The organism is Gracilimonas sp., from assembly GCF_017641085.1.
Taxonomy (GTDB): Bacteria; Bacteroidota; Rhodothermia; order Balneolales; family Balneolaceae; genus Gracilimonas.
Genome location: NZ_JAEPPI010000001.1, coordinates 1,413,197 through 1,432,815, shown reverse-complemented (window position 1 = coordinate 1,432,815; position 19,619 = coordinate 1,413,197). Strand labels below are relative to the sequence as shown.

Genomic DNA, 19,619 nt, shown 5'->3' with positions numbered 1-19,619 from the left:
AATAGCTCCTGCTTTTACACAGAAGCTATGATTCTAATATCTAATACTGCTCGCTTAATCAGTTGGGTTTAAAATCCCGTCAATGCGCTCAAGGATGTCCGCAATATGCGCTTTAGAAACAGCATCAGGGATACGACTCTGAGCTCTTTGAAGATCAGCCTGAAGAGTATTAAGCTCAACCCGTAAAAGCGGACGGATATCAGAAGTAGCCACATCTACCGGATTCCATGACCTTCCAACTTCATCATTCTCAAACATCTCTTCAATGTTCTGAATATACATTCGCTGCAAGTTACGGCGATAGGGATCGATGGCAGCCGGGGAGTACACTTCACTCCAAACACCGCGCCGTAAATCTTCCAGCATGTCAAGCGGGGCATAGGCATCTTCATCGAAAATATGTGCTTCGTTCAGTCTCAGCATTACGCCGGCATCCATCACATCATTCAGTAAACGAGCCTGCAGGTTTTTGACTCTTTCGAGGGCTCCGGCGTGTTCTATGCGGCGGAGGATCTCCTTGTCCAGCAGCCAGTCGGGCGTAGTGAAGACATGTTCACTAAGAAAATCCATGGCTTCTTTTTGGTAATCAGCAGGCACCGGGGTATAAAGCACTCCGTCCTGATCGGAAGCCTTTCGCTCCTGGTAAACTCCGCCGATATTAGTGGAGACATGGCCGGCATAACGAGCCCATTGGAAAACCAATTCACCATAAATTTCCTCCAGATCATCATAACCCTCACCGGGAGTGGAAGTCCATTCTATTAAATTCGGAACCACACGTTTCAGGTTCATGAGGCCATACGTACTGGCCTGGACCGGATCGTTGGATAAGTCCTCGGTTTGAGAAGAAGGATCCCAGCCTGTGGAAGAAGCAAAACGATAAACAGGGTCGCCGGCTTTTTCTTCAATCCAGCTGTCCAGAATGGGTTTTTCATCTTCGGGAGTTTCAGCCTCAGGAATTACACGGTATCCCCAGTTTACAGCATATTTATCGTAGGGTCCGATTTTTCGAATGAACCGGATGTTCTCATCACCGGGCTGAGCAATGTAGTTCTGGCGTGCATACTCCATGATGGTGGTTGCGATTCCATACTCTTGCGTAAATGTACCGGAGCGAAGGGAATCCACAGGATAAGCCGAACTGGACTGCATGTTATGGGGAAGTCCGATAGCATGACCCACCTCATGAGCAATTACACGCCGCATGGTTTCTCCAATCAGGTCATCATCAAGCTGTAGTTTTCGGGCGTCCGGATTAGCAGCTCCGGTTTCAATCATCAGCCGGTTGCGATAAGAACGCATGTGGTTATGGTACCAAACAATATCACTTTCAATAATTTCGCCGGTTCGGGGATCGCTCACACTTGGCCCAACAGCATTCCTAATGGTGCTGGCTACCCAACGAACGGTAGAATAGCGAATGTCTTCCGGGCTCCAGTCCGGATCTTCCTCCGGGGAAGGTGCTTCTTTGGCAATTACGGCATTTTTAAAACCGGCGGCTTCAAAGGCTTCATTCCAGTCTTCCACACCTTGCTTTACATATGGCACATATTTCTTGGGAGTAGCGGGATCGAGGTAATACACAATGGGTTTTACCGGCTCAACCAGTTCGCCCCGTGCATAAGCTTCAGGATCTTTGGGTTCCAGTCTCCACCGACGGATGTAACTGACTTCCTTCGCTTTCTGAGCTTCCAGTCCGTAGTCAATTTGATCAACCGTAAACCAACCCACACGATAGTCTTCATAACGGGGTCGCATTGGCTCCTCAGGAAGCAGTACCATAGACTGATTCATCAGCATAGAAAGGGTGTTTGTGCCCTGATCGGAGGGAGGATTGCCGGCATCGTAAGTAAGTACGTGGCGGACTTCAATATTCTTTGGGAAGCTCTTGGCAGACTCAATATAGGTTCGGTTTCCATCAAGTCTTCTTACCTGATATTCTCTTCTCAGAAAGCTGATGGCACCGCTTATAGCTTCGATATCGGAAGTGAAGAAATCGGTCATTTCAATAACCACGGAAGCTGAATCTTTGCCAATGGTTTCAATCGGGAAGGCAGCGAGAATGGGCGCAAAATTATTAGCCTTCACTGATTTGTAGATCGGCAACGTATCGCTGGCTACGGCATTATAAGATTGCTTTCGGATTAAAATCTGATCCCGCTGACGTTCAAAAGTAAGCACCTGTTCGGCGGTTTTTGATCCTCCTGAGAAAAACCCGAAATAATCGGTTGGTACCTGTGCGATACGACTCACGAGCAACATTTCACGGTTCAGCAGTGAATCCGGGATTTCGTAGTAGAGTTTGTCATCAACCCAATGCACATCAAACAAGCCTTCGTCGGTTTTGGCTTTGTCGGTGATTACTTCCGAGTAAGGCTTTATACCGTTAGAGGAAGAGCTGGCAGATCGGGATGGTTTTTGAGTGGGATTGGATGTGGTTTCTTTGGAAGAGGTACAGCCTGCAATCAAAAAAAAGGAGAGAGCACAAGCAGTAATAAGTTTAGTAGAAAAAGCGTGCATAGAGTCAATAATTTAGTTTCCGAAAGTTATTCGGGTGAAATTAGTACAAATGATTCAAATTTTTAGACATTAACCACAAATAACAAAATAGTTTTACAACTCAATATGAAATATTCATTCGTCAGTTTTGGATAAAAATACCTACCTTTGCATCCCTTTAAATGACAGCATAACCAAACGTTTTAAATCATGATTATTGGAGTTCCTAAAGAGATTAAAACCCACGAGAACAGGGTAGCTATTCAGCCCGGCGGCGTTGTTCAGATGAAGCGCAACGGACATGAAGTGTTAATCGAGAAAAATGCGGGTGTTGGCAGCGGGTTCAGCAACCAGGATTATATCGATGCCGGTGCTACCATTATTGACGACGTGGAGGAAGTATGGAAAAAGGCCGAAATGATCATGAAAGTGAAAGAGCCGATCGCCGTTGAGTATCCACGCATGCGGGAAGGACAAGTGATCTTCACTTATTTTCATTTTGCAGCTGAAGAAGCGCTTACAAAAGCCGTTGTTGACTCAAAGTGTATTGCCATCGCTTATGAAACAGTAGAAAAAGCAGACCGTTCGTTACCGCTTCTTATCCCGATGAGTGAAGTAGCAGGACGAATGGCCGCTCAGGAAGGAGCTGTTTACCTTGAAAAACCCAAAGGCGGTTTAGGAAAACTGATGGGTGGAATTCCCGGTGTACCTCCGGCCAAAGTATTGGTATTGGGCGGCGGAGTTGTAGGTGTGAACGCGGCCAAGATTGCTGCCGGTATGGGCGCCGATACTACCATCATGGATATTAACATGCCACGCCTGCGATACCTCGATGATGTAATGGACAAAAATGTAAACACGATGTTTTCATCCGAAGCCAATATCCGCAAGATGCTTCCGGGTGTGGATTTGATTATCGGTGCAGTACTGAAGCCCGGTGCCAAAGCCCCACACCTGATTACCCGTGATATGCTGAAGGAAATGAAGCCCGGAACCGTATTGGTTGATGTAGCCATTGACCAGGGCGGATGTTTTGAAACCTCCAAGCCAACCACACATAAAGATCCGGTGTACATGGTGGACGATGTAGTTCACTACTGTGTGGCCAACATGCCGGGAGCGGTTCCTTACACCTCTACCATGGGACTCACCAACGTGACGCTTCCATATGCGGTAGCACTGGCCAACAAAGGCTGGAAGAAAGCCCTGAAAGATGATGCGGAGCTCCTCAAAGGCCTCAACATCGCCAACGGTACCATCGTGTATCAGGATGTAGCCGAAGCCTTCGACATGGAATGGGACGAAGTGGAAACCGTTCTGAACTAAGCTCCGGATTCAAATTAGATTATTACCTGCAGGGCGGACAGTTTGTCCGCCCTTTTTTGTTTGGGGTAGTTGGTTGCCCTTTAATACAGGACCCTCTCTCTGTCTCTCTCCCTCCGGCGCGCCTGTATTACATTTGAACTCTTATCTGTGGCCGCAGGGAAAGAGGACTCGTTGGTTAGAGTTAGGGTGGTAAAAAAGATATGAGCAAAGGGTAAACTCTTTAATTAAGCGCTCCCTCCATATAAGCGTAGCGCAATAGGGAGGGTTGGGGCCTGCCTGCCGGTAGGGAGGTGGGTCGTTTAGCGAAGGGCTATAACGTTTGCACAACAAACTTGCGGTTTTCGGGCAAATCATTCTAATTCAATCATGAATCTCACCAAAAAAACCATAACCGAAATACCCAGAGAGTTGCGAAATAATGCAACGCCTTCCGAGAAAATATTATGGAAGTATGTAAGAAACCGTCAACTGGGTGGATATAAATTTCTTCGTCAAAAACCTTTTGTGCACGAGCAACATAATAACCGCCGGTATTTCTACATCGCTGATTTCTATTGTGCGGAACTAAAGCTGGTTGTAGAAATGGACGGCAAAGTCCATGATTTCCAAAAGGAGTATGATTACCAACGGGATGTAGTACTCAATGGATTGGGATTAAAAGTACTTCGGGTAAAAAAGAAGAGCTGGCGGATATGGATCGGGTGCTGGAGAAGATTTTGGAGGTTGGTGAGATGAAATGATGAACCCTTTTCATAGAGGACCCTCTCTCTGTCTCTCTGTCTCTCTCCCTCCGGCGCGCCTGTAGTACATTTGAACTCTTATCTGTGGCCGCAGGGAAAGAGGACTCGTTGGTAAGAGTTGGTGTGGCGAGAAAGATATAGGTTATGGGAATACTCTTTAATTAAGCGCCCCCTCCATATAAGCGCAGCGCAATAGGGAGGGTTGGGGCCTGCCTGCCGGTAGGGAGGTGGGTCGTTAGGTGGAAATGGCTTGATGGATGATTGCAACCTCCGTCCTCCACTAAATCTCCTCCTTCGCAAGGAGGAGACTTTTCCATGCTTCATAAAAGATTACGATATTAGATTTAAGCAAAGAAGCATTTCAACGCGTCTTTCTCCTTAATAAGGAGAAAACAAAAGAGGTCGGAAAGGGCAGCTAAGGGCCAGAAACTCATTCCTAAAACAACATCTCCAGAAACGGTTTTCTTACCTCTTCACCCGCATCTCGATACGTCCCAAACTGCACATGCTGATTGGGTTTGGTCGTATCAACCTCAATACCCCAGAGCGGAGAAAGGGTGGTCGGGAGCATGGAATAACGTCCATCGCCTATAACTTGTTCGTGATTGGCGTGACGTATCAGTATGCCATCCGAGAGTTTTGAAAAGCGGGCGATATCGTTATAGAGTGTGGTTCCCCGGTACGATCTGAATGCTGATTCCCAATCCATTAGCGGAGTGCTTTCGCCGTTGTAAATTACGGGATCAGAAAAGGGAATGAGTTTTACGCCGGCTGTATGTAGGCTATCGTTAGCTGTATAACGAATGCTCCACAGCCAGTTGTTGGCAATGGTGGGTTTTACGATCAGCTGATGAATCTCGTGGTTTGTATGTCCGGCTTTTTGTCGGGCAACCTCCGTTGCTTTAAGCTGTTGGGTAAATCCAAAGAAGAGGTAGAAGGCCATCCATCCGAGGGCAAGCCAGGCGAAGAGTTGCTTCCATTTGTAGAAAGCCATGCCGGTCAAAAGGATAACTCCAAATGTAAATAGTGGATCAAAGACGGAGATGATATCCAGGGAAACACGGGTGTCGCTGAAGGGCCAGAAGAGGAGCACGCCGTAGCTGGTGAAGACATCGGTAATGCCGGCAGTTGCGTAACCGGCTAAACTGAACAGGTACGTTTCTTTGACGGTAAGATGATTCTTCACAAACCACCAAAGCAGGAGGGTAGCGAACAGCGCACCAACCGGAATAAACACGATGGAATGGGTAAACTGCCGGTGCAGCTCCAGGTTGAGCAGCGGATCGGAGGCACTGCCAAGAAACACATCAAGGTCGGCGAGCATGGCCGATGCCAGCCCGGTAAAAGCCGCCGCCCGAAAGCTTCGTTTATCCGCAAACGACTGTGAAGCGGTGGCACCGATAAGTCCGTGAGTGACGGGGTCCATGAAATTCGTATTGAATGTTTTACTACTGAGTGGCTAAAAGTAGGAGTTTGAGAGTAAAGAAATGGTAGCAAAATTTTGAATATTAATAAATCTGCATAATGTTGAAATACAGGGGTTTACTTGGACTTAAGGTGGATTTGGAATATTATACACTGTAATAGTACGGATAAGCATATCTGTAATATTATTAATTATGGGCATTCAATGATTATAAAAATTAGATGATATTTGATAATGAAAGTTACTGAACAACATTCTCAGAAAGCATATGAAGTTTCTAAAGCTGTGTACTTAGAAGAAATATCATTTCAAGACGGCCGCTCTCTTCTTAAAGAAAAGCATGAAATGAATCCTAATACAGCCTCAGACTTCATTAATATTTTCAAATGCATGATGGAAGGTAAAAGGTTCACGAGGACTCTCAATGCCTATTCAACAAACTATTTTTTAGAGAATATTAAGCAAGATTTCGGTATTGAATCACTGATTGATGCCCTTACTTCATTAAAGCTCCATATTGAATATTACGAGTCACTCCGGAATACAACTTTAAGAACAGTTAGAAAAATATATGATCAATTTTCAGGATATAGTCTTCTATCAATTGACAATGCTGAACAAGATGAAATTCATGACTACTTAACTTCAAACAATGTAGATAGAGATTTAATAATCGAAGAATTAAACTCAATCTCATCTTCAGATCCACAAACCATAACTATTAAAAGCACAAGTTATAAGAGAGATAACAAAACTATTGCTCAGCTAAAATACCTAAGAGATTACAAGTGTCAGATTTGTGGTCATTCTATTCAAAAAAGAGACAATACCTTTTACATTGAAGCGGCTCATATTATACCCAAAAACCAGAAAGGGCCTGAATCTCCTCGCAATATTTTAATTCTTTGTCCTAACCATCACAAAGAATTCGATGTAAGCGATCGAAAAATTTTAAAACATACATCCAAAAGAATTGTATTCTCAATGAACGGGAAGGAATATGAAATTAGCTTAGAACTCAAATAATGAGTGGACAGATAATAAATTTAAGCTCCCTGTAAGACTTAATTCCGTAGTCATGGAAATTGCTTATTCTTGTTCCGCTGCTCTGCTGTTGAATGCCTAATAGAGGCTTAGCCTTATTAACCTGAATGATATTAGTTTCAAGAGCTCACTAAATACTCTTTCATATGAATACTTTCCGTAACCTTATTCTAAGTCTTCTTCTTCATTTTGTCTTTTCAGCTGCAACTACAGCTCAGGATAAAATGGTTGTTCCGGTGGTCATGGAAGGAGTTTGTCCGTTCGAATGTTGTGTTTATACAGAATGGTCTGCCGAAAACGACATCAAGGTGTATGAGAATCCACGAGATACTACTTTACTTTTCATGATTCCAGAAGGTGAAGAATTTAAAGCAGAAACAGGAAATGTTTACATCATTGAGCCCGGTGAGATCATTGCGAAAAAATCATTTGCTATGGCTTGGTGGAGAATAGAAGCAAATGACACTTTATATGTTTTGAATTATGAAGGAGAAGGATATTATAAAGTTTTTTACCAAGGTAAATATTCTAGTGTTTCGGACCATTACTGGTTTAATCGACGGGCTGATGAACCAGAGGAAACAGAATTTGCTAAACAAGTCAAGAAATCAAAAACAGAATGGTGGGTTAGAGTTATTGATTCAAAGAATAGAGAGGGTTGGATTTTCATGAAACAAGCTGAGGTTTATGGTAGTGATGCTTGTGGATGAAACTCCAAAAAATCTTTAAGTCTAATTCACGAAGATTGCTCCTCAGGTATAGATTTCACCCAAACATTATAACTCACTGCCCTAAACCCTCGACCTCCTCTAAATCTTCTCCTTCGTAAGGAGGAGGCTTTTTCGGAGCTTAAAAAAGGGAAGAGAATGAATCAAACTACCAAACATTTCAACGCGTCTTTCTCCTTGACAAGGAGAAAACAAAAGAGGTCGGAACAGTTAGTATAAAGGCACCAGTTGTAGAGCTTACCGAGCCAATCAGCTCCCTGCTTAGCAGGGATGAAATTGTTAAATGGTTTGGTTGCCAGATTCAGAGAGATTGCCGCGTCGTTATGCACCTAGCCCGGCATTTGGATTCGGAGGCTCCTCGCAATGACTGGTCTTTGGTGGTGTTTCGTTTTCATAGAATTGGTCATTGGAATTTGGAGCTTGAAGCTTGGAATTTAACCTCATACCGACAATCTGTATCAGAATGAACGTTACCGCCAGTCCTTATCGACCGAACGAAATAACCTTAACCGGATCGGTATTGGCAGCTACACGGGCGGGGAACCAGGAGGCGATGGCGGAGAGGAGAAGGGTGACTACGGCTGTAATCAGGAAATCCATCAGGTGCGGTTCCACCGGGGCATAACTCATGTAGTAGTTTTCCTGTGAAAGAGGGATAATCTGGTAGTTAGCCTGCAGGAACCAAAAAAGTAAAGATATACCAATTCCGATAATAAGCCCGACCCCGGCGACCATCAGTCCCTCCATCAGAAAAATCCGGCGTATGATCTTCGACTTACTGCCAATGGTTTTCAGTACGCCAATATCTCGGGTACGCTCCAGCACCATCATCAGGATAGCTCCAATCAGGTTAAACGCAGCTACAATAATCATTCCGCTGATTACCAGGGGAATCATATTTTCCTGCAGTTCCACCCAGGCAAAAATATTCCCGAAAACGGTGTAAATGGTTTCATTGTAGTAGGGGAAGGTGAGGCTTTCACTCAGCTTTTCTTTGAAGGGGAAAATGTCCACATCATCCTGCAACCTTAATTCAATACCATCGGCTACATTGGGTGGATACTTGAACAGCTGTTGGGCGTGGGGTCGGCTCACCATGGCAAACACGTCATCAAACCGGTCGATTCCCGTTTCGTAAATACCGGTCAGCCTGAATTGCTTGATTTCGGGGGAGTTGATTAAGGAGGGAATGCCTTCAATAGTATAAACAGTAATCACAGATCCAATTTCGGCCTGAAGTTCCTGGGCCAGCTGGGCGCCCATCACAACGCCGGGCATACCGGTGGAATCCCGCCCCAGGCTATATGTTCCTTCAGAAATATACTTTCCAACTCCGAACGAGGGTCTGTCTAAATCAACACCTTTGAGCGTTGTTCCGGTTACGGCATCCCGGGTTTGAATCATAACCTGACCCTGAATCACAATCTGCTTACTCTTGATTTCGGGATATCGGTCGAGATGGGCAAAAACGGTGTCTACCCGTTCGATGGGTCGGTCCGTAAAAGTGGTGACGGTGATATGCGGGGCAAAATCCATAATCTTCCCGTTAATCGTGGATTTAAATCCGTGGACAATGGAAAGGGCGATGAGGAGCCCGGCCGAGCCCACCGCAATGCCGGTAATCGACATGTACTTGATGAACGACAAAAAGCCCGAGCTTTTGCGCGAGCCTTTGAAATACCGAAGTGCCAGGTACCACTCAAATTTCATTTGTTTAAACTCCAAGTTTCAAGTATCAAATTCCAAAAACCAGAAAATACCGTCATTGCGAGGAGCGAATGCGACGTGGCAATCTCCTTTTCAGGACTTGTTGTGTGGTTCATGAAGATTGCTTCGTCGTTATAAATCCCAATCACAGTTTTACCTGTTCGTCTCCTCGCAATGACGGTAAATAATGATCTATAAGTTTTTATTCTGGTCATTGGAATTTGGAGCTTGTGACTTGGTATTTGGTGCTTAAACAACTATTCCGGTTTCATCTGAGGGAAGAAAAGGACGTCGCGGATGGATTCTGAGTTAGTCATTATCATCGCCAGACGGTCGATTCCAATTCCTATTCCTGCAGTAGGAGGCATGCCATATTCGAGGGCTCGGATAAAGTCGTCGTCGATGGTCATGGCTTCATCATCTCCGCCGGCTCTTAGCTTGGCCTGCTCTTCCAGTCGTTCCCGCTGGTCAATCGGATCATTAAGCTCGGTGTAAGCATTGGCAATTTCTTTTCCGTTACAGATGGCTTCAAACCGCTCGACCAATCCTTCCTTGGATCGGTGCTTTTTGGTAAGCGGACTCATCTCCAACGGGTAGTCGGTGATAAATGTTGGCTGAATGAGTTTGCCTTCCACGTATTCCCCGAAAATCTCATCGATGATTTTACCGGCACCGAAAGACTCGTCCATTTCAATGTGCAGTTCTTTGGCAACCGCCTTCAGTTCATCCAGGTCTTTGCCATAAAGGTCATGCCCGGTTTCTTTTTCAATAGCTTCAAAAAGAGGAACACGGGGCCATGGGGCTTTGAAATCAATTTCATGTTCGCCAACCTGTACTTTGGTAGAACCGTGGAGTTCGATAGCTACCTTCTCCAGCATCTTCTCGGTGAACTCCATCATCCAGTTGTAGTCTTTATAGGCAACGTACAGCTCAACCTGGGTAAACTCCGGATTGTGGAAGCGGGAAAGACCTTCATTCCTGAAATCCTTCGAAAATTCATAAACGCCATCATAACCGCCAACGATAAGTCGCTTCAGATAGAGTTCATTAGCGATACGAAGATATAAATCCATATCCAGTGCATTGTGATGCGTCACAAAAGGCTTGGCCGCTGCGCCACCGTAAACAGGCTGAAGGATGGGTGTTTCCACTTCCAGGTATCCTTTCTCGTTCATCACATTACGCATGATCTGAACCATTTGGGTACGTTGCTTGAAGGTTTCACGCACTTCAGGATTCACAATCAAATCCACATAGCGCATGCGGTAGCGCTGCTCTTTATCAGTAAAAGCATCGTGGACAATCGTCTCCCCATCTTCTGTTTCCTCCTCTTTGGGAGTAGGGATAGGGCGGATGGTTTTAGTCAAAAAGTGGAATTCTTCGGCATGAATGGTAGTCTCGCCGGTTCCGGTCTTAAACACAAAGCCTTTGATGCCGACAATGTCGCCGATGTCCACAAGCTTCTTGAACACCTTATTGTAGTTGTCGTTGCCCAGCTCTTCGGTGGCTACGTCATCCCGGCGGATATATACCTGAATAGTGCCTTCGGAATCCTGCAGGTTAAAGAAAGAAGCTTTCCCCATAATGCGGCGCGTCATTACACGTCCGGCAACGGTCACGATTTCAGAATCAGGATTGGTTTCCTCATCCCGGAGATAATGCTCTTCATCATCTAAAATCTGTTTTGAATTGTGGGTAACGTCAAAAGAGTGAGGGTAGGGGTTAACTCCTAAATCCTGGAGTTGCTGAAGTTTTTCCCTGCGAATTTCTTCTTGTTCGGAGAGGGATAATTCCTGGTCAGACATCTATAAAAATTGGATTAATTAATTGCGTTCAAACGAAGCATCAAAAATACCGAATTGTAGTGAGAATTGTGAGGATCATCAGAAATTAGTTTAACGGGAAATTAATCCGGTTAATAAAAATTAAATAGTACCGATAATACCACCGAAACTTGGATAAGCGTTCTGTAGAGGCAACTGTACACTACATATTCAGGCGTTTTTTTTAGCTAAATCAATTTTAACTTTCTATACTTACAAGGCTTTGATAGCTTTAGGTAAATAGAATACTAAAATACTGTTGAACCTACCTTCAGGTATTTTCTTCGGGTCCAATATAATATTCAAAATCAAATTACTCGGTAATGCAGATCAAAAAACACTTTATAGCGTGTATAGCACTTGGTGTGGCTTTTACAGGGTGTGAACTTCCGAAATCACCCGATTTCAGAACTTCACACAAAGTAGAAGCCCCCGTGATGTACAACAAGACGTTTCAATTCATGGGAGACTCTACCATGTCAGTCATGATTGACACGACAGGCTCAGACTTCGATTCGTTGTTTACGGTAGACGGCGACGACTTCATCACTATCTCCAAGGAGCAGGATTTCAATTTTGGTGAGTTGAATGATGCCATCCCGGTAATTGATGTGGACCCCACCTCTTTTGATGCGGCCGTAGGGGAGATTGAGATTACGGATTTCTCTTCCGGTTCCGGCGACCTGGGTTCTGCTAATATAGAAGAAGTGACAGGGCAAAACCCTAATTTTGTACCGGCTGGAACGCCAATACCCGCGGGCAGTAATGCGGCTTCACCGGTGCGTATCGGTATTGGTGCCAACACCGATTTCTTTAGCAGCGCTACAATTAAAAGCGGGGCTTTAGATGTACAACTGACCAATAACCTGGGATTTGATTTTCAGACCGCCAATATTCAGGTTATCGACACCACAAATAATGCACCTATTGGCAATGCTGCTACTTTCAGTGCAGCCAACGGAAATCAGTTAACAGACGGTAGCACGCAAACGGCTTCCATTACATTTTCTGATGGTGACCAGCTTCGCAACCTCGGGGTTGAGATTGTGGTATCCTGGGATAATTTCAATTTCCCGAATAACCCACAGGAGTTGGTGGTTAATTCTGTGAATGGTAATAACCTGGTAGCATCACAGGTACAAGCTGCTCTTGATGCACAGGATTTTTCAACCTCAAGCACTGCTACCTTTAGCGCCGATGAGTTTGAGTTCACACAGTCTAACCACTTTATCCGAATGAAGGCCGGTGAGATTGACATTGATCCCATTCAAAATGATCTGGAGTTTTCCATTGATGTGACCATCGACTTCCCGGATATCAGAAACTGTCCGGCTTCTGTAGCTAACAATATTTCAGAGATTACCAGTGTGAACCCTCTGCAGATTGCATATACCGAAGCCAATGGCACGGAGATATCAAGAGCAGGTAGTTCTAACCGGGTTACTATTCCGTTGACCGAGTGTGAAGTTTATGCCACCAACAACGAAATTACTTTTACGATCAGTGCAGCTACTGAGAACACCAAAAATGCTCCTCAGGGTGATCAGATTCGAGTGATTAACGAAAATCAGTCAGTGGCTTCTTCGGTTACAATTTCAGGACTGGAGATTGAACGAGCTACCGGTGTAATCAAGCAGCAAACGGTTCTTTTGAATGATGACGATCCGGCTGACCTGGATGACGATTTAGCTTTATTCAACGATAACGAAGCTGAAATTACAGAGATTGACGGCTTGAATGACCTTTCATCCCAGCTGAATAACCTGAATTTCACCAACCCAATTCTATCCATCAACTACGAAACCAACATCAGTGTACCGACTACGATTTACGGTGCTTTTGTAGGAATTAACGGAGATGGAGAGCAGGTGTACCTGAGAGGAACTGGAGCAGAATATGATGTGGATCCAACCGACCCTATATCCGGTCTGCTTAAAGATGCAGGAGATCCCCTTGATGCCGATGAAATGATTAAGTTTTCACTGGCTGAGAATTTAAATGGTGATAACATCAATGCTTCTATTCAGTTCGATCGTACCAACACCAATGTGGACGATTTCCTGAATAACCTGCCTTCTGAAATTCGCTTTATTGGTAAAGCTGTTGTAAATGAAGATGAAGATGTGGCCACTATAATCGACCCGCTTAACTTCGATCCTAAAATCAGTGTCGATATTCCTCTGAGGCTATCAACTACCCAGCCTATTACTTACACAGATACTGTAGAGCAAGATATGAGTGGTGTGCCTTCTCCTGAAAATGGAGACGATCAGTCAATTACGGAAGGGATTATCGCCATCGATTATGAGAACGGGTTCCCGATGGGTGTTGAGCTTGTGGTGACCTTCCTGGATTCCCTTCAGAATGAACTTTCTCCGGTTTCTGTAGTTCTGGATGAAATAACTTTGCAAGCTGCACAAATTGGTGTTGACCGATTCTCTGATCATGAGAACCCAACCAGCGGCACCATTGAGCTTGCCCTATCGCAGGATCAGCTCGATCAACTTTATCAAACTCGGTTCCTGGAGGTTTCAGCTTCATTACAAACAACAAATAACCAAGACGTTAAAATACGGACTTCCGACTATATCACTTTATCGGTTCGGGCAGAATTGACCATCGAATCGGAGGTGAAGTAAGATGAATAACAGGCTATATAAGAACATCATGAAGAAAAGTTTATTCTTAGCACTAATTATCGGGGTAGCATCTACTTCGTTGTTTGCACAGTCAAGGCACTATAACTCTCAGTCACTTGCAATGGGAAGTGGAGGTACGGCCTATGTGGATGGCTTTCACGCCAACTTCATAAACCCGGCTAACCTTATGCTGGATATTCACCGCCCAAAAACTCAAATTGGGTTGATGAATTTCGGTGTAAAGGCAGGTGGAAGCCTTGCCAACCTGGCTGTTTATAACAAATACCTTACTACAGGACGGCTAATTGCCGGTGAAACCCGCACTAACATGCTCAATGAGTGGTTTGGTTCCAGTTCATCCAATGAGCGCGAGCTTTCTGCTACTTTCAGCATGGCTCCGTTGGGGGTTTCCTACCGCGGTGCCAATCAGGCATTCAGTGTGGCTTCTAGAGTGCGTATCACGGAAGATTTTGCCATCAACAAAGGGATGGCCGAGCTGATGACCTATGGATTGGATTCGGATAAATTTTCTAGTCCGACTCCGGTTAATTTTAGTTCAAATACGGTAGCCTTCGCTGAGATTTCAGTAGGCTATGCCCGGGAGCTGAACTTCATTAATATCCCGGATCTGTTTTTTGCCAAAGATATAAAATTATATGTTGGAGCGGCTCCCAAATACCTGTATGGTGTTTACACAGCCGATCTTGATTTCAATTCAAGTCTTCAGATTGATGACGGTTCCAATGGTTCAAACTTCACCATTAACCACGAATTCAATTACAGCTTGCAAACTATTGGAGAGCTTTCCCGACAGCTTCAGGCTTATGAAACAGCTTACAACCAGGATAACAACGCCAAGTTTGATGACTATGTAGAATTTGGAGATGTTGCCGATGACCTGAGCTCACCCCAGGCAACCGGCTTTGGTCTTGACCTTGGGGCTACGGTGGAAATGGATATTTCATCTGTTCCGATTCCTCTTTTCGTCCGTAAGAAGAAAACTCTTCGTGTATCTATGTCCATCACGGATATGGGAAAACTAACGTACGATCAGGACCCTTCCAGCGTATATGCAGACGGTAACTTCAGTTACCAGGGAGCCGGTGATGACGATGAGTTTTCCAACTTCTTTGATAACCTGTCTGATAGTCTGCAAAATGATGTTTACGGGCAGTTTAATTCAGAACAAACGGCCGGTATTACTTATAACCTGCCTTCGATGTATAACTTCGGAGCTTCGCTTGAGATGGGTAAGCTGATGCTTGCTCTCGATTATGGCGTTGGGTTTAACGGTAATGGACTTAACTCTGAACGAAGCGCACTGAGTCTGGGTGCTCAATACCGATTATTAGGTTTTATTCCGATTCGGGTTGGCTCTCGTGTAGGTGGATATTCATCAGCAGCGTATTCAGCCGGAATTGGACTTGATTTCAACTTCCTTGAATTTACTGTAGGAGTATCAAATGTGGCAAACTCTGAGAACTCAGGTTCATCTGCCGGTGTAGCTTGGAGTGGACTCCTGCTCCGATTCTAATATTTTATTGCTGAATTAATTTCTTTCAAAGCTCGTTCTGGTCGCTGAATAAAATCAGCACTATGACGAGCTTTGCTATTTATGAGATTATTGGTTTTATACTGGCCCTGCCGCTAAGCTATGCGATGGCGTGGTTTGCCCGAAAATATTCAAAAGACACCTATAAAGACGAACTGGAACGGTTGTTTTCAGCAATGTGGAACGGGAGAGAAGAAGATGAGCTGACGGCTTGGCTTCAGGTAAAGCAAATTTTTATGGACAAGAATGCACCAAAGAAAATGAAGTATATCCGTAAGAAAATTGATCAGCTTAACAAGCATAATATGTATGGTTCAATTACGGTTGATAAAAAAGGCCGAATCAGGAAACAAAAAGATTCAGACCCTGTTCACCGAAACCTCTTTGGGGATAGCTGATCCTTGCAGTATATATTCAGAAAGAGCTTTACCAAAATAGACGCTATACAACAGCCCCTTTGATCCAAGTCCGGCAAAAACGAACATATTCTCAATATCCGGGTGGGCACCAACAATGGGCTTTTTATTCGGTGTGGATGCTCTGACACCAGCCCACTGATCGACCAGTTTGGCTTCTTTGAACAGGGAAGGATAAACGCCTCCAAGTCTTTCGGTTAGATAGTCTAGTCCTTCAATATCAGGTTCTACGTCTTCAAAGTGATGTTCGTAGGTACTTCCGGCTACAAAACGGGTATCAGAAATGGAAGCGATATATCCGAGGGCAGAAATTGAATAATCGAATTTTCGGGTTTGGGGAGATTCAAATACAGCTACCTGTCCTTTTATGGCATGGAGGGGGAGAAAATCCCAATATTCGGATTCTTTGGTTTGATGTCCGGCCGTAAAGATCACCGAATTGGCTTCGAGAATTTTGCCATCATTAAATGAAAGCTCAAAATGGTCGCCACTTTGATCAAGGCTGTAATCCGCATTTGTAATGATGTGCAGCCCTTTGTCGGACAAATAACCCGCTTTCGATTTGAGATAAGTGGGAACGTTTACAGTGAGTCCATGCGGAAGCCACATTCCACCTTCCACGCAATTCAATTCGGGGTTTATGGATGCTACTTCTTTCTTATCCAGCCAATGACACCAGTCTTCCGGCCAGTCGTTCTTTTCGAAATTACCAAACATCCGTTCAGCCATTTCTTCGTCCTGAGCCGGGCGTAAAATGCCTGTCTTATCGAACAGACGAACCGGAGTTTGTTCCTGAATCTCCTTCAAATCATCATACACAGCCTGGTGGCAATCTTCAGCTCTCCAGCTCTTGGTACCCCAACGACCTGTAGCGGGATTCACTAACCCAAGTGGAGTTCCTGATGCTCCTGAAGCAACTTCACCGGTATCGATCAGGCAAACAGAAGCTCCGTTATCTATTAAATGCTTCGAGATGGACAAACCGGCTAACCCGGCTCCGAGTACACAAAAATCAAATGAACTACTCACAATACTATCAAAGTTTTTTTGAATGTGTTAGAACTACACCGGCATCTTTCATTTCCCGCATGGCAGTATCCACCGATCCATCAATATCGATACCTCGAACGGCATCTTCAACCAGGTGTACATCATAACCAAGTTTCAGTCCATCCAGAACCGTCCATTTTACGCAGAAGTCGGTGGCTAACCCAACTACAAACAATTCACTGACTCCCCGCTCCTGCAGGTAGCCGTGTAAGCCGGTAACGGTTTCATTGTCATTTTCAAAAAAAGCAGAGTAGGAATCGATGTGTTTTCGAAATCCTTTTCGGACGATGAGCTGAGAAGGATCAGTTTTTAAATTGGGATGAAAGTCAGCCCCTTTGGTTCCCTGTACGCAGTGATCAGGCCAAAGCACCTGCTCCCCATAATCCATTTCAATGGTTTCATAGGGCTCTTTGCCATCATGATTGGAAGCAAAGGAGAGATGGTCCTGAGGATGCCAATCCTGCGTTTGAACGATGCAATCAAATCCGGTGGTCAGTTTGTTAACCGGCTCAATGATTTCATCGCCGCCGGGTACGGCCAGTGCTCCGCCCGGACAAAAGTCGTTCTGAATATCAACAATCACTAAAGCTCTCATTGTACTAACCTTTTTGGACTAATTGATCTTTTAAGTCTCGTAGTTTCTTACTTACACCCACTTTGTACACATGGGGATTATCAAAGCGTTTATGCTCCTGATTTAGTTTCGCTAACCGTTCACGGGCATATGCTGCACTTTGCTTTGGTTTTGGCGGGGTGATAGTAACCCGACCCTGATCCACGATCTTACTCAGTAAAGTTTCTGATTTCAACTCAGCTACCTTAGAAGATTTATGAGTTACGTGGGGATGATAAACTACGTCTTGTTCACCTTCATCGTCCAGTAAAACCCCATCACAATAAAAACTGCCATCTTCATTGAGATATCGCACAATCTTTTTGGTATCAGGAAGGGTTATTTTCTCAATGTTTTCCGAGATCTTCAACGTTGGGTTTCCATTGATGGAGCTCAGTTTATACACGCCGTCCAGGGCGGGATCGTCATAAGCGGTTACCAGTTTTGTGCCCACTCCAAATAAGTCGATTGGGGCATCCTGATCGAGCAGGCTTTTTATTACATACTCATCAAGCTGATTAGATGCAGCGATCTGAACGTAGTCTAAACCGGCATTGTCCAGCATGTTTCGGCTTTGGCGGGCAAGGTAAGCCAGGTCGCCGCTGTCAAGTCGAATAGCAATGAGTTTATGTCCCTTTTCCTCCAGTTCTTTGGCAACTTTAATGGCGTTGGGAACTCCGCTTTTCAGGGTGTCGTAGGTATCCACCAGCAGGATGGAGGCATCAGGATAATGCCGGGCATAGGTTCTGAAAGCCGTGAGTTCATCCCCGAATGATTGCACCCAGGAGTGAGCCATGGTTCCGCTCACGTCAATGTCATACATCTTACCGGACAATACATTGGAAGATCCACCTATGCCACCAATAACCGAAGCTTTGGAAGCCTGCAAGCCACCCAACCCCTGTGATCTTCTCAGCCCAAAATCCAAAACAGATTTATCACCGGCTGCCAGTTTAATACGGGAAGCCTTGGTGGCAATCAAAGACTCAAAATTCAGCGTGTTCAGTATCACGGTTTCCAGTATCTGCGTTTCCAGGATGTTTCCCTCAACACGAAGTACCGGTTCATTGGCAAAAATGACTTCGCCTTCCTTCACCGAATAAAAATCACCCTGAAACTGAAAATCTTTTAAATAGCTCAGGAAATCACTCTTAAAACCCTGTTCTTTCAGGTAGGCTAATTCATCCTCGTGAAAGGTGAAATTTTCGATGATTTCCAGAAGGTCAGATAGTCCGGCAAAAACCACATAACCGCCATTGAAGGGGAGGCTTCGGAAGAAATAATCAAAATTAGCGGGTTGCTGATGACGACCGGATAGGAAGTATCCCTGAGCCATCGTGAGTTCATAGAAGTCGGTGTACAGCGTTGGTTTTTGTAAGAGCATGTCTTTGTGAAAATAAAAAGGCCTTCTGCACAACAGAAAGCCTTAAAAATTGAAAACGTTCGATCTTAACCGCGAAGCTTCCGGCGTTCGATGAGTTTCTTAATCTTTTTATTGCCAATCCAAACTTTACGATTGGTTTCTACATCAATGAGCTCCAGATTAACAGAATAGAAAATAGCTGCATCTTTACCGCTCAGTGATTCATCTACAATAGAACTGATATTACCAATCAGCATAAAATCAGCACCTAATTCCTGAGCGAGTGCCTTGGTAGATTCGTAGGAGGCAAAACTTTGCTGCTCCTGTCGCTCTTGTCGAATCTGTTGGCGCTCTTCCTGGCTGGCTACCACTTGCACTCTGCCGCTGTTTACGAAAGCACGCTCCATTTCTTTGGTTATCACATCGGTGTCGATGTGTTCCATGGTTTCGTTGCGGACATTACCTACGATGGTTACCGGAGGATCACTGTGATTTTGGTTGAAATTAGACAACCAGGGCATGGAAACGGCATCACTGATCATTTCTTCAGCTACCAGCCGGGCATCGGTATCATTCCAGCGTCCGGAGAGGTCGGTTTGGGTATCGGCAGCTACGCGGCTTACCTGCTGCGATGGACCGCATCCGGTTACAATGAGTGTACATATAAAAAGGGATAGAGCGAGGTATTTCATA

Annotated in this window: 15 protein-coding genes; 7 read left to right on the top strand and 8 right to left on the bottom strand. The window is 44.7% G+C overall.

The window, feature by feature from the left end:
- Positions 1 to 54: 54 nt before the first annotated feature.
- Entirely contained in the window at positions 55 to 2,520 is a 2,466-nt protein-coding gene (locus JJ941_RS06185; RefSeq protein ID WP_290962885.1) for a zinc-dependent metalloprotease, read from the bottom strand.
- 189 nt (positions 2,521 to 2,709) lie between these two features.
- Between JJ941_RS06185 and ald the strand changes: the two genes are divergently transcribed.
- Together ald and JJ941_RS06175 are read left to right on the top strand one after the other, a co-directional pair.
- The gene (gene ald / locus JJ941_RS06180; protein ID WP_290962884.1) at positions 2,710 to 3,825 is read left to right on the top strand and encodes an alanine dehydrogenase; all 1,116 of its coding nucleotides are present in this window, start codon (positions 2,710 to 2,712) and stop codon (positions 3,823 to 3,825) included.
- Between the two features lie 366 nt (positions 3,826 to 4,191).
- Positions 4,192 to 4,560, top strand: a complete 369-nt coding sequence (locus tag JJ941_RS06175; RefSeq protein ID WP_290962882.1) for a DUF559 domain-containing protein — start codon at positions 4,192 to 4,194, stop codon at positions 4,558 to 4,560.
- Positions 4,561 to 5,001: 441 nt separating this feature from the next.
- On the opposite strand, the gene JJ941_RS06170 is transcribed toward JJ941_RS06175, so the two are convergent.
- A complete protein-coding gene (locus JJ941_RS06170; RefSeq protein ID WP_290962880.1) occupies positions 5,002 to 5,991 on the bottom strand; it encodes a metal-dependent hydrolase in 990 nt (329 codons plus the stop codon).
- 234 nt (positions 5,992 to 6,225) lie between these two features.
- Here JJ941_RS06170 and JJ941_RS06165 point away from each other — a divergent pair, with 234 nt between their 5' ends.
- Together JJ941_RS06165 and JJ941_RS06160 are read left to right on the top strand one after the other, a co-directional pair.
- A complete protein-coding gene (locus tag JJ941_RS06165) occupies positions 6,226 to 7,017 on the top strand; it encodes an HNH endonuclease (protein WP_290962879.1) in 792 nt (263 codons plus the stop codon).
- 164 nt (positions 7,018 to 7,181) lie between these two features.
- Positions 7,182 to 7,745, top strand: a complete 564-nt coding sequence (locus JJ941_RS06160; RefSeq protein ID WP_290962877.1) for a hypothetical protein — start codon at positions 7,182 to 7,184, stop codon at positions 7,743 to 7,745.
- A gap of 501 nt (positions 7,746 to 8,246) precedes the next feature.
- Here the strand turns inward: JJ941_RS06160 and JJ941_RS06155 are convergent.
- Together JJ941_RS06155 and lysS are read right to left on the bottom strand one after the other, a co-directional pair.
- Entirely contained in the window at positions 8,247 to 9,473 is a 1,227-nt protein-coding gene (locus JJ941_RS06155; protein ID WP_290962875.1) for an FtsX-like permease family protein, read from the bottom strand.
- A 254-nt stretch (positions 9,474 to 9,727) separates the two neighbouring features.
- Positions 9,728 to 11,275, bottom strand: coding sequence for a lysine--tRNA ligase (gene lysS / locus JJ941_RS06150; protein WP_290962873.1), 1,548 nt, complete (start codon positions 11,273 to 11,275; stop codon positions 9,728 to 9,730).
- Between the two features lie 341 nt (positions 11,276 to 11,616).
- Between lysS and JJ941_RS06145 the strand changes: the two genes are divergently transcribed.
- From JJ941_RS06145 to JJ941_RS06135, 3 genes are all read left to right on the top strand, one after another.
- On the top strand, positions 11,617 to 13,932 hold the full coding sequence (locus JJ941_RS06145) for a hypothetical protein (RefSeq protein WP_290962872.1): 2,316 nt from the start codon (positions 11,617 to 11,619) through the stop codon (positions 13,930 to 13,932).
- 28 nt (positions 13,933 to 13,960) lie between these two features.
- Entirely contained in the window at positions 13,961 to 15,466 is a 1,506-nt protein-coding gene (locus JJ941_RS06140; protein WP_290962870.1) for a DUF5723 family protein, read from the top strand.
- A 62-nt stretch (positions 15,467 to 15,528) separates the two neighbouring features.
- Positions 15,529 to 15,882, top strand: coding sequence for a hypothetical protein (locus tag JJ941_RS06135; protein ID WP_290962868.1), 354 nt, complete (start codon positions 15,529 to 15,531; stop codon positions 15,880 to 15,882).
- Here JJ941_RS06135 and JJ941_RS06130 read toward each other — a convergent pair.
- The 4 genes from JJ941_RS06130 to lpoB form a co-directional block, all read right to left on the bottom strand.
- Entirely contained in the window at positions 15,844 to 16,929 is a 1,086-nt protein-coding gene (locus tag JJ941_RS06130; RefSeq protein ID WP_290962866.1) for an FAD-dependent oxidoreductase, read from the bottom strand. The genes JJ941_RS06135 and JJ941_RS06130 overlap by 39 nt on opposite strands.
- Before the next feature lie 7 nt (positions 16,930 to 16,936).
- Positions 16,937 to 17,545, bottom strand: a complete 609-nt coding sequence (gene pncA / locus JJ941_RS06125) for a bifunctional nicotinamidase/pyrazinamidase (protein WP_290962864.1) — start codon at positions 17,543 to 17,545, stop codon at positions 16,937 to 16,939.
- A 4-nt stretch (positions 17,546 to 17,549) separates the two neighbouring features.
- Positions 17,550 to 18,947 (bottom strand): nicotinate phosphoribosyltransferase, encoded by a 1,398-nt coding sequence (locus tag JJ941_RS06120; RefSeq protein WP_290962862.1) that lies wholly within the window; start codon positions 18,945 to 18,947, stop codon positions 17,550 to 17,552.
- A gap of 65 nt (positions 18,948 to 19,012) precedes the next feature.
- Positions 19,013 to 19,618, bottom strand: a complete 606-nt coding sequence (gene lpoB / locus JJ941_RS06115; RefSeq protein ID WP_290962860.1) for a penicillin-binding protein activator LpoB — start codon at positions 19,616 to 19,618, stop codon at positions 19,013 to 19,015.
- Between the last annotated feature and the right edge of the window lies 1 nt (position 19,619).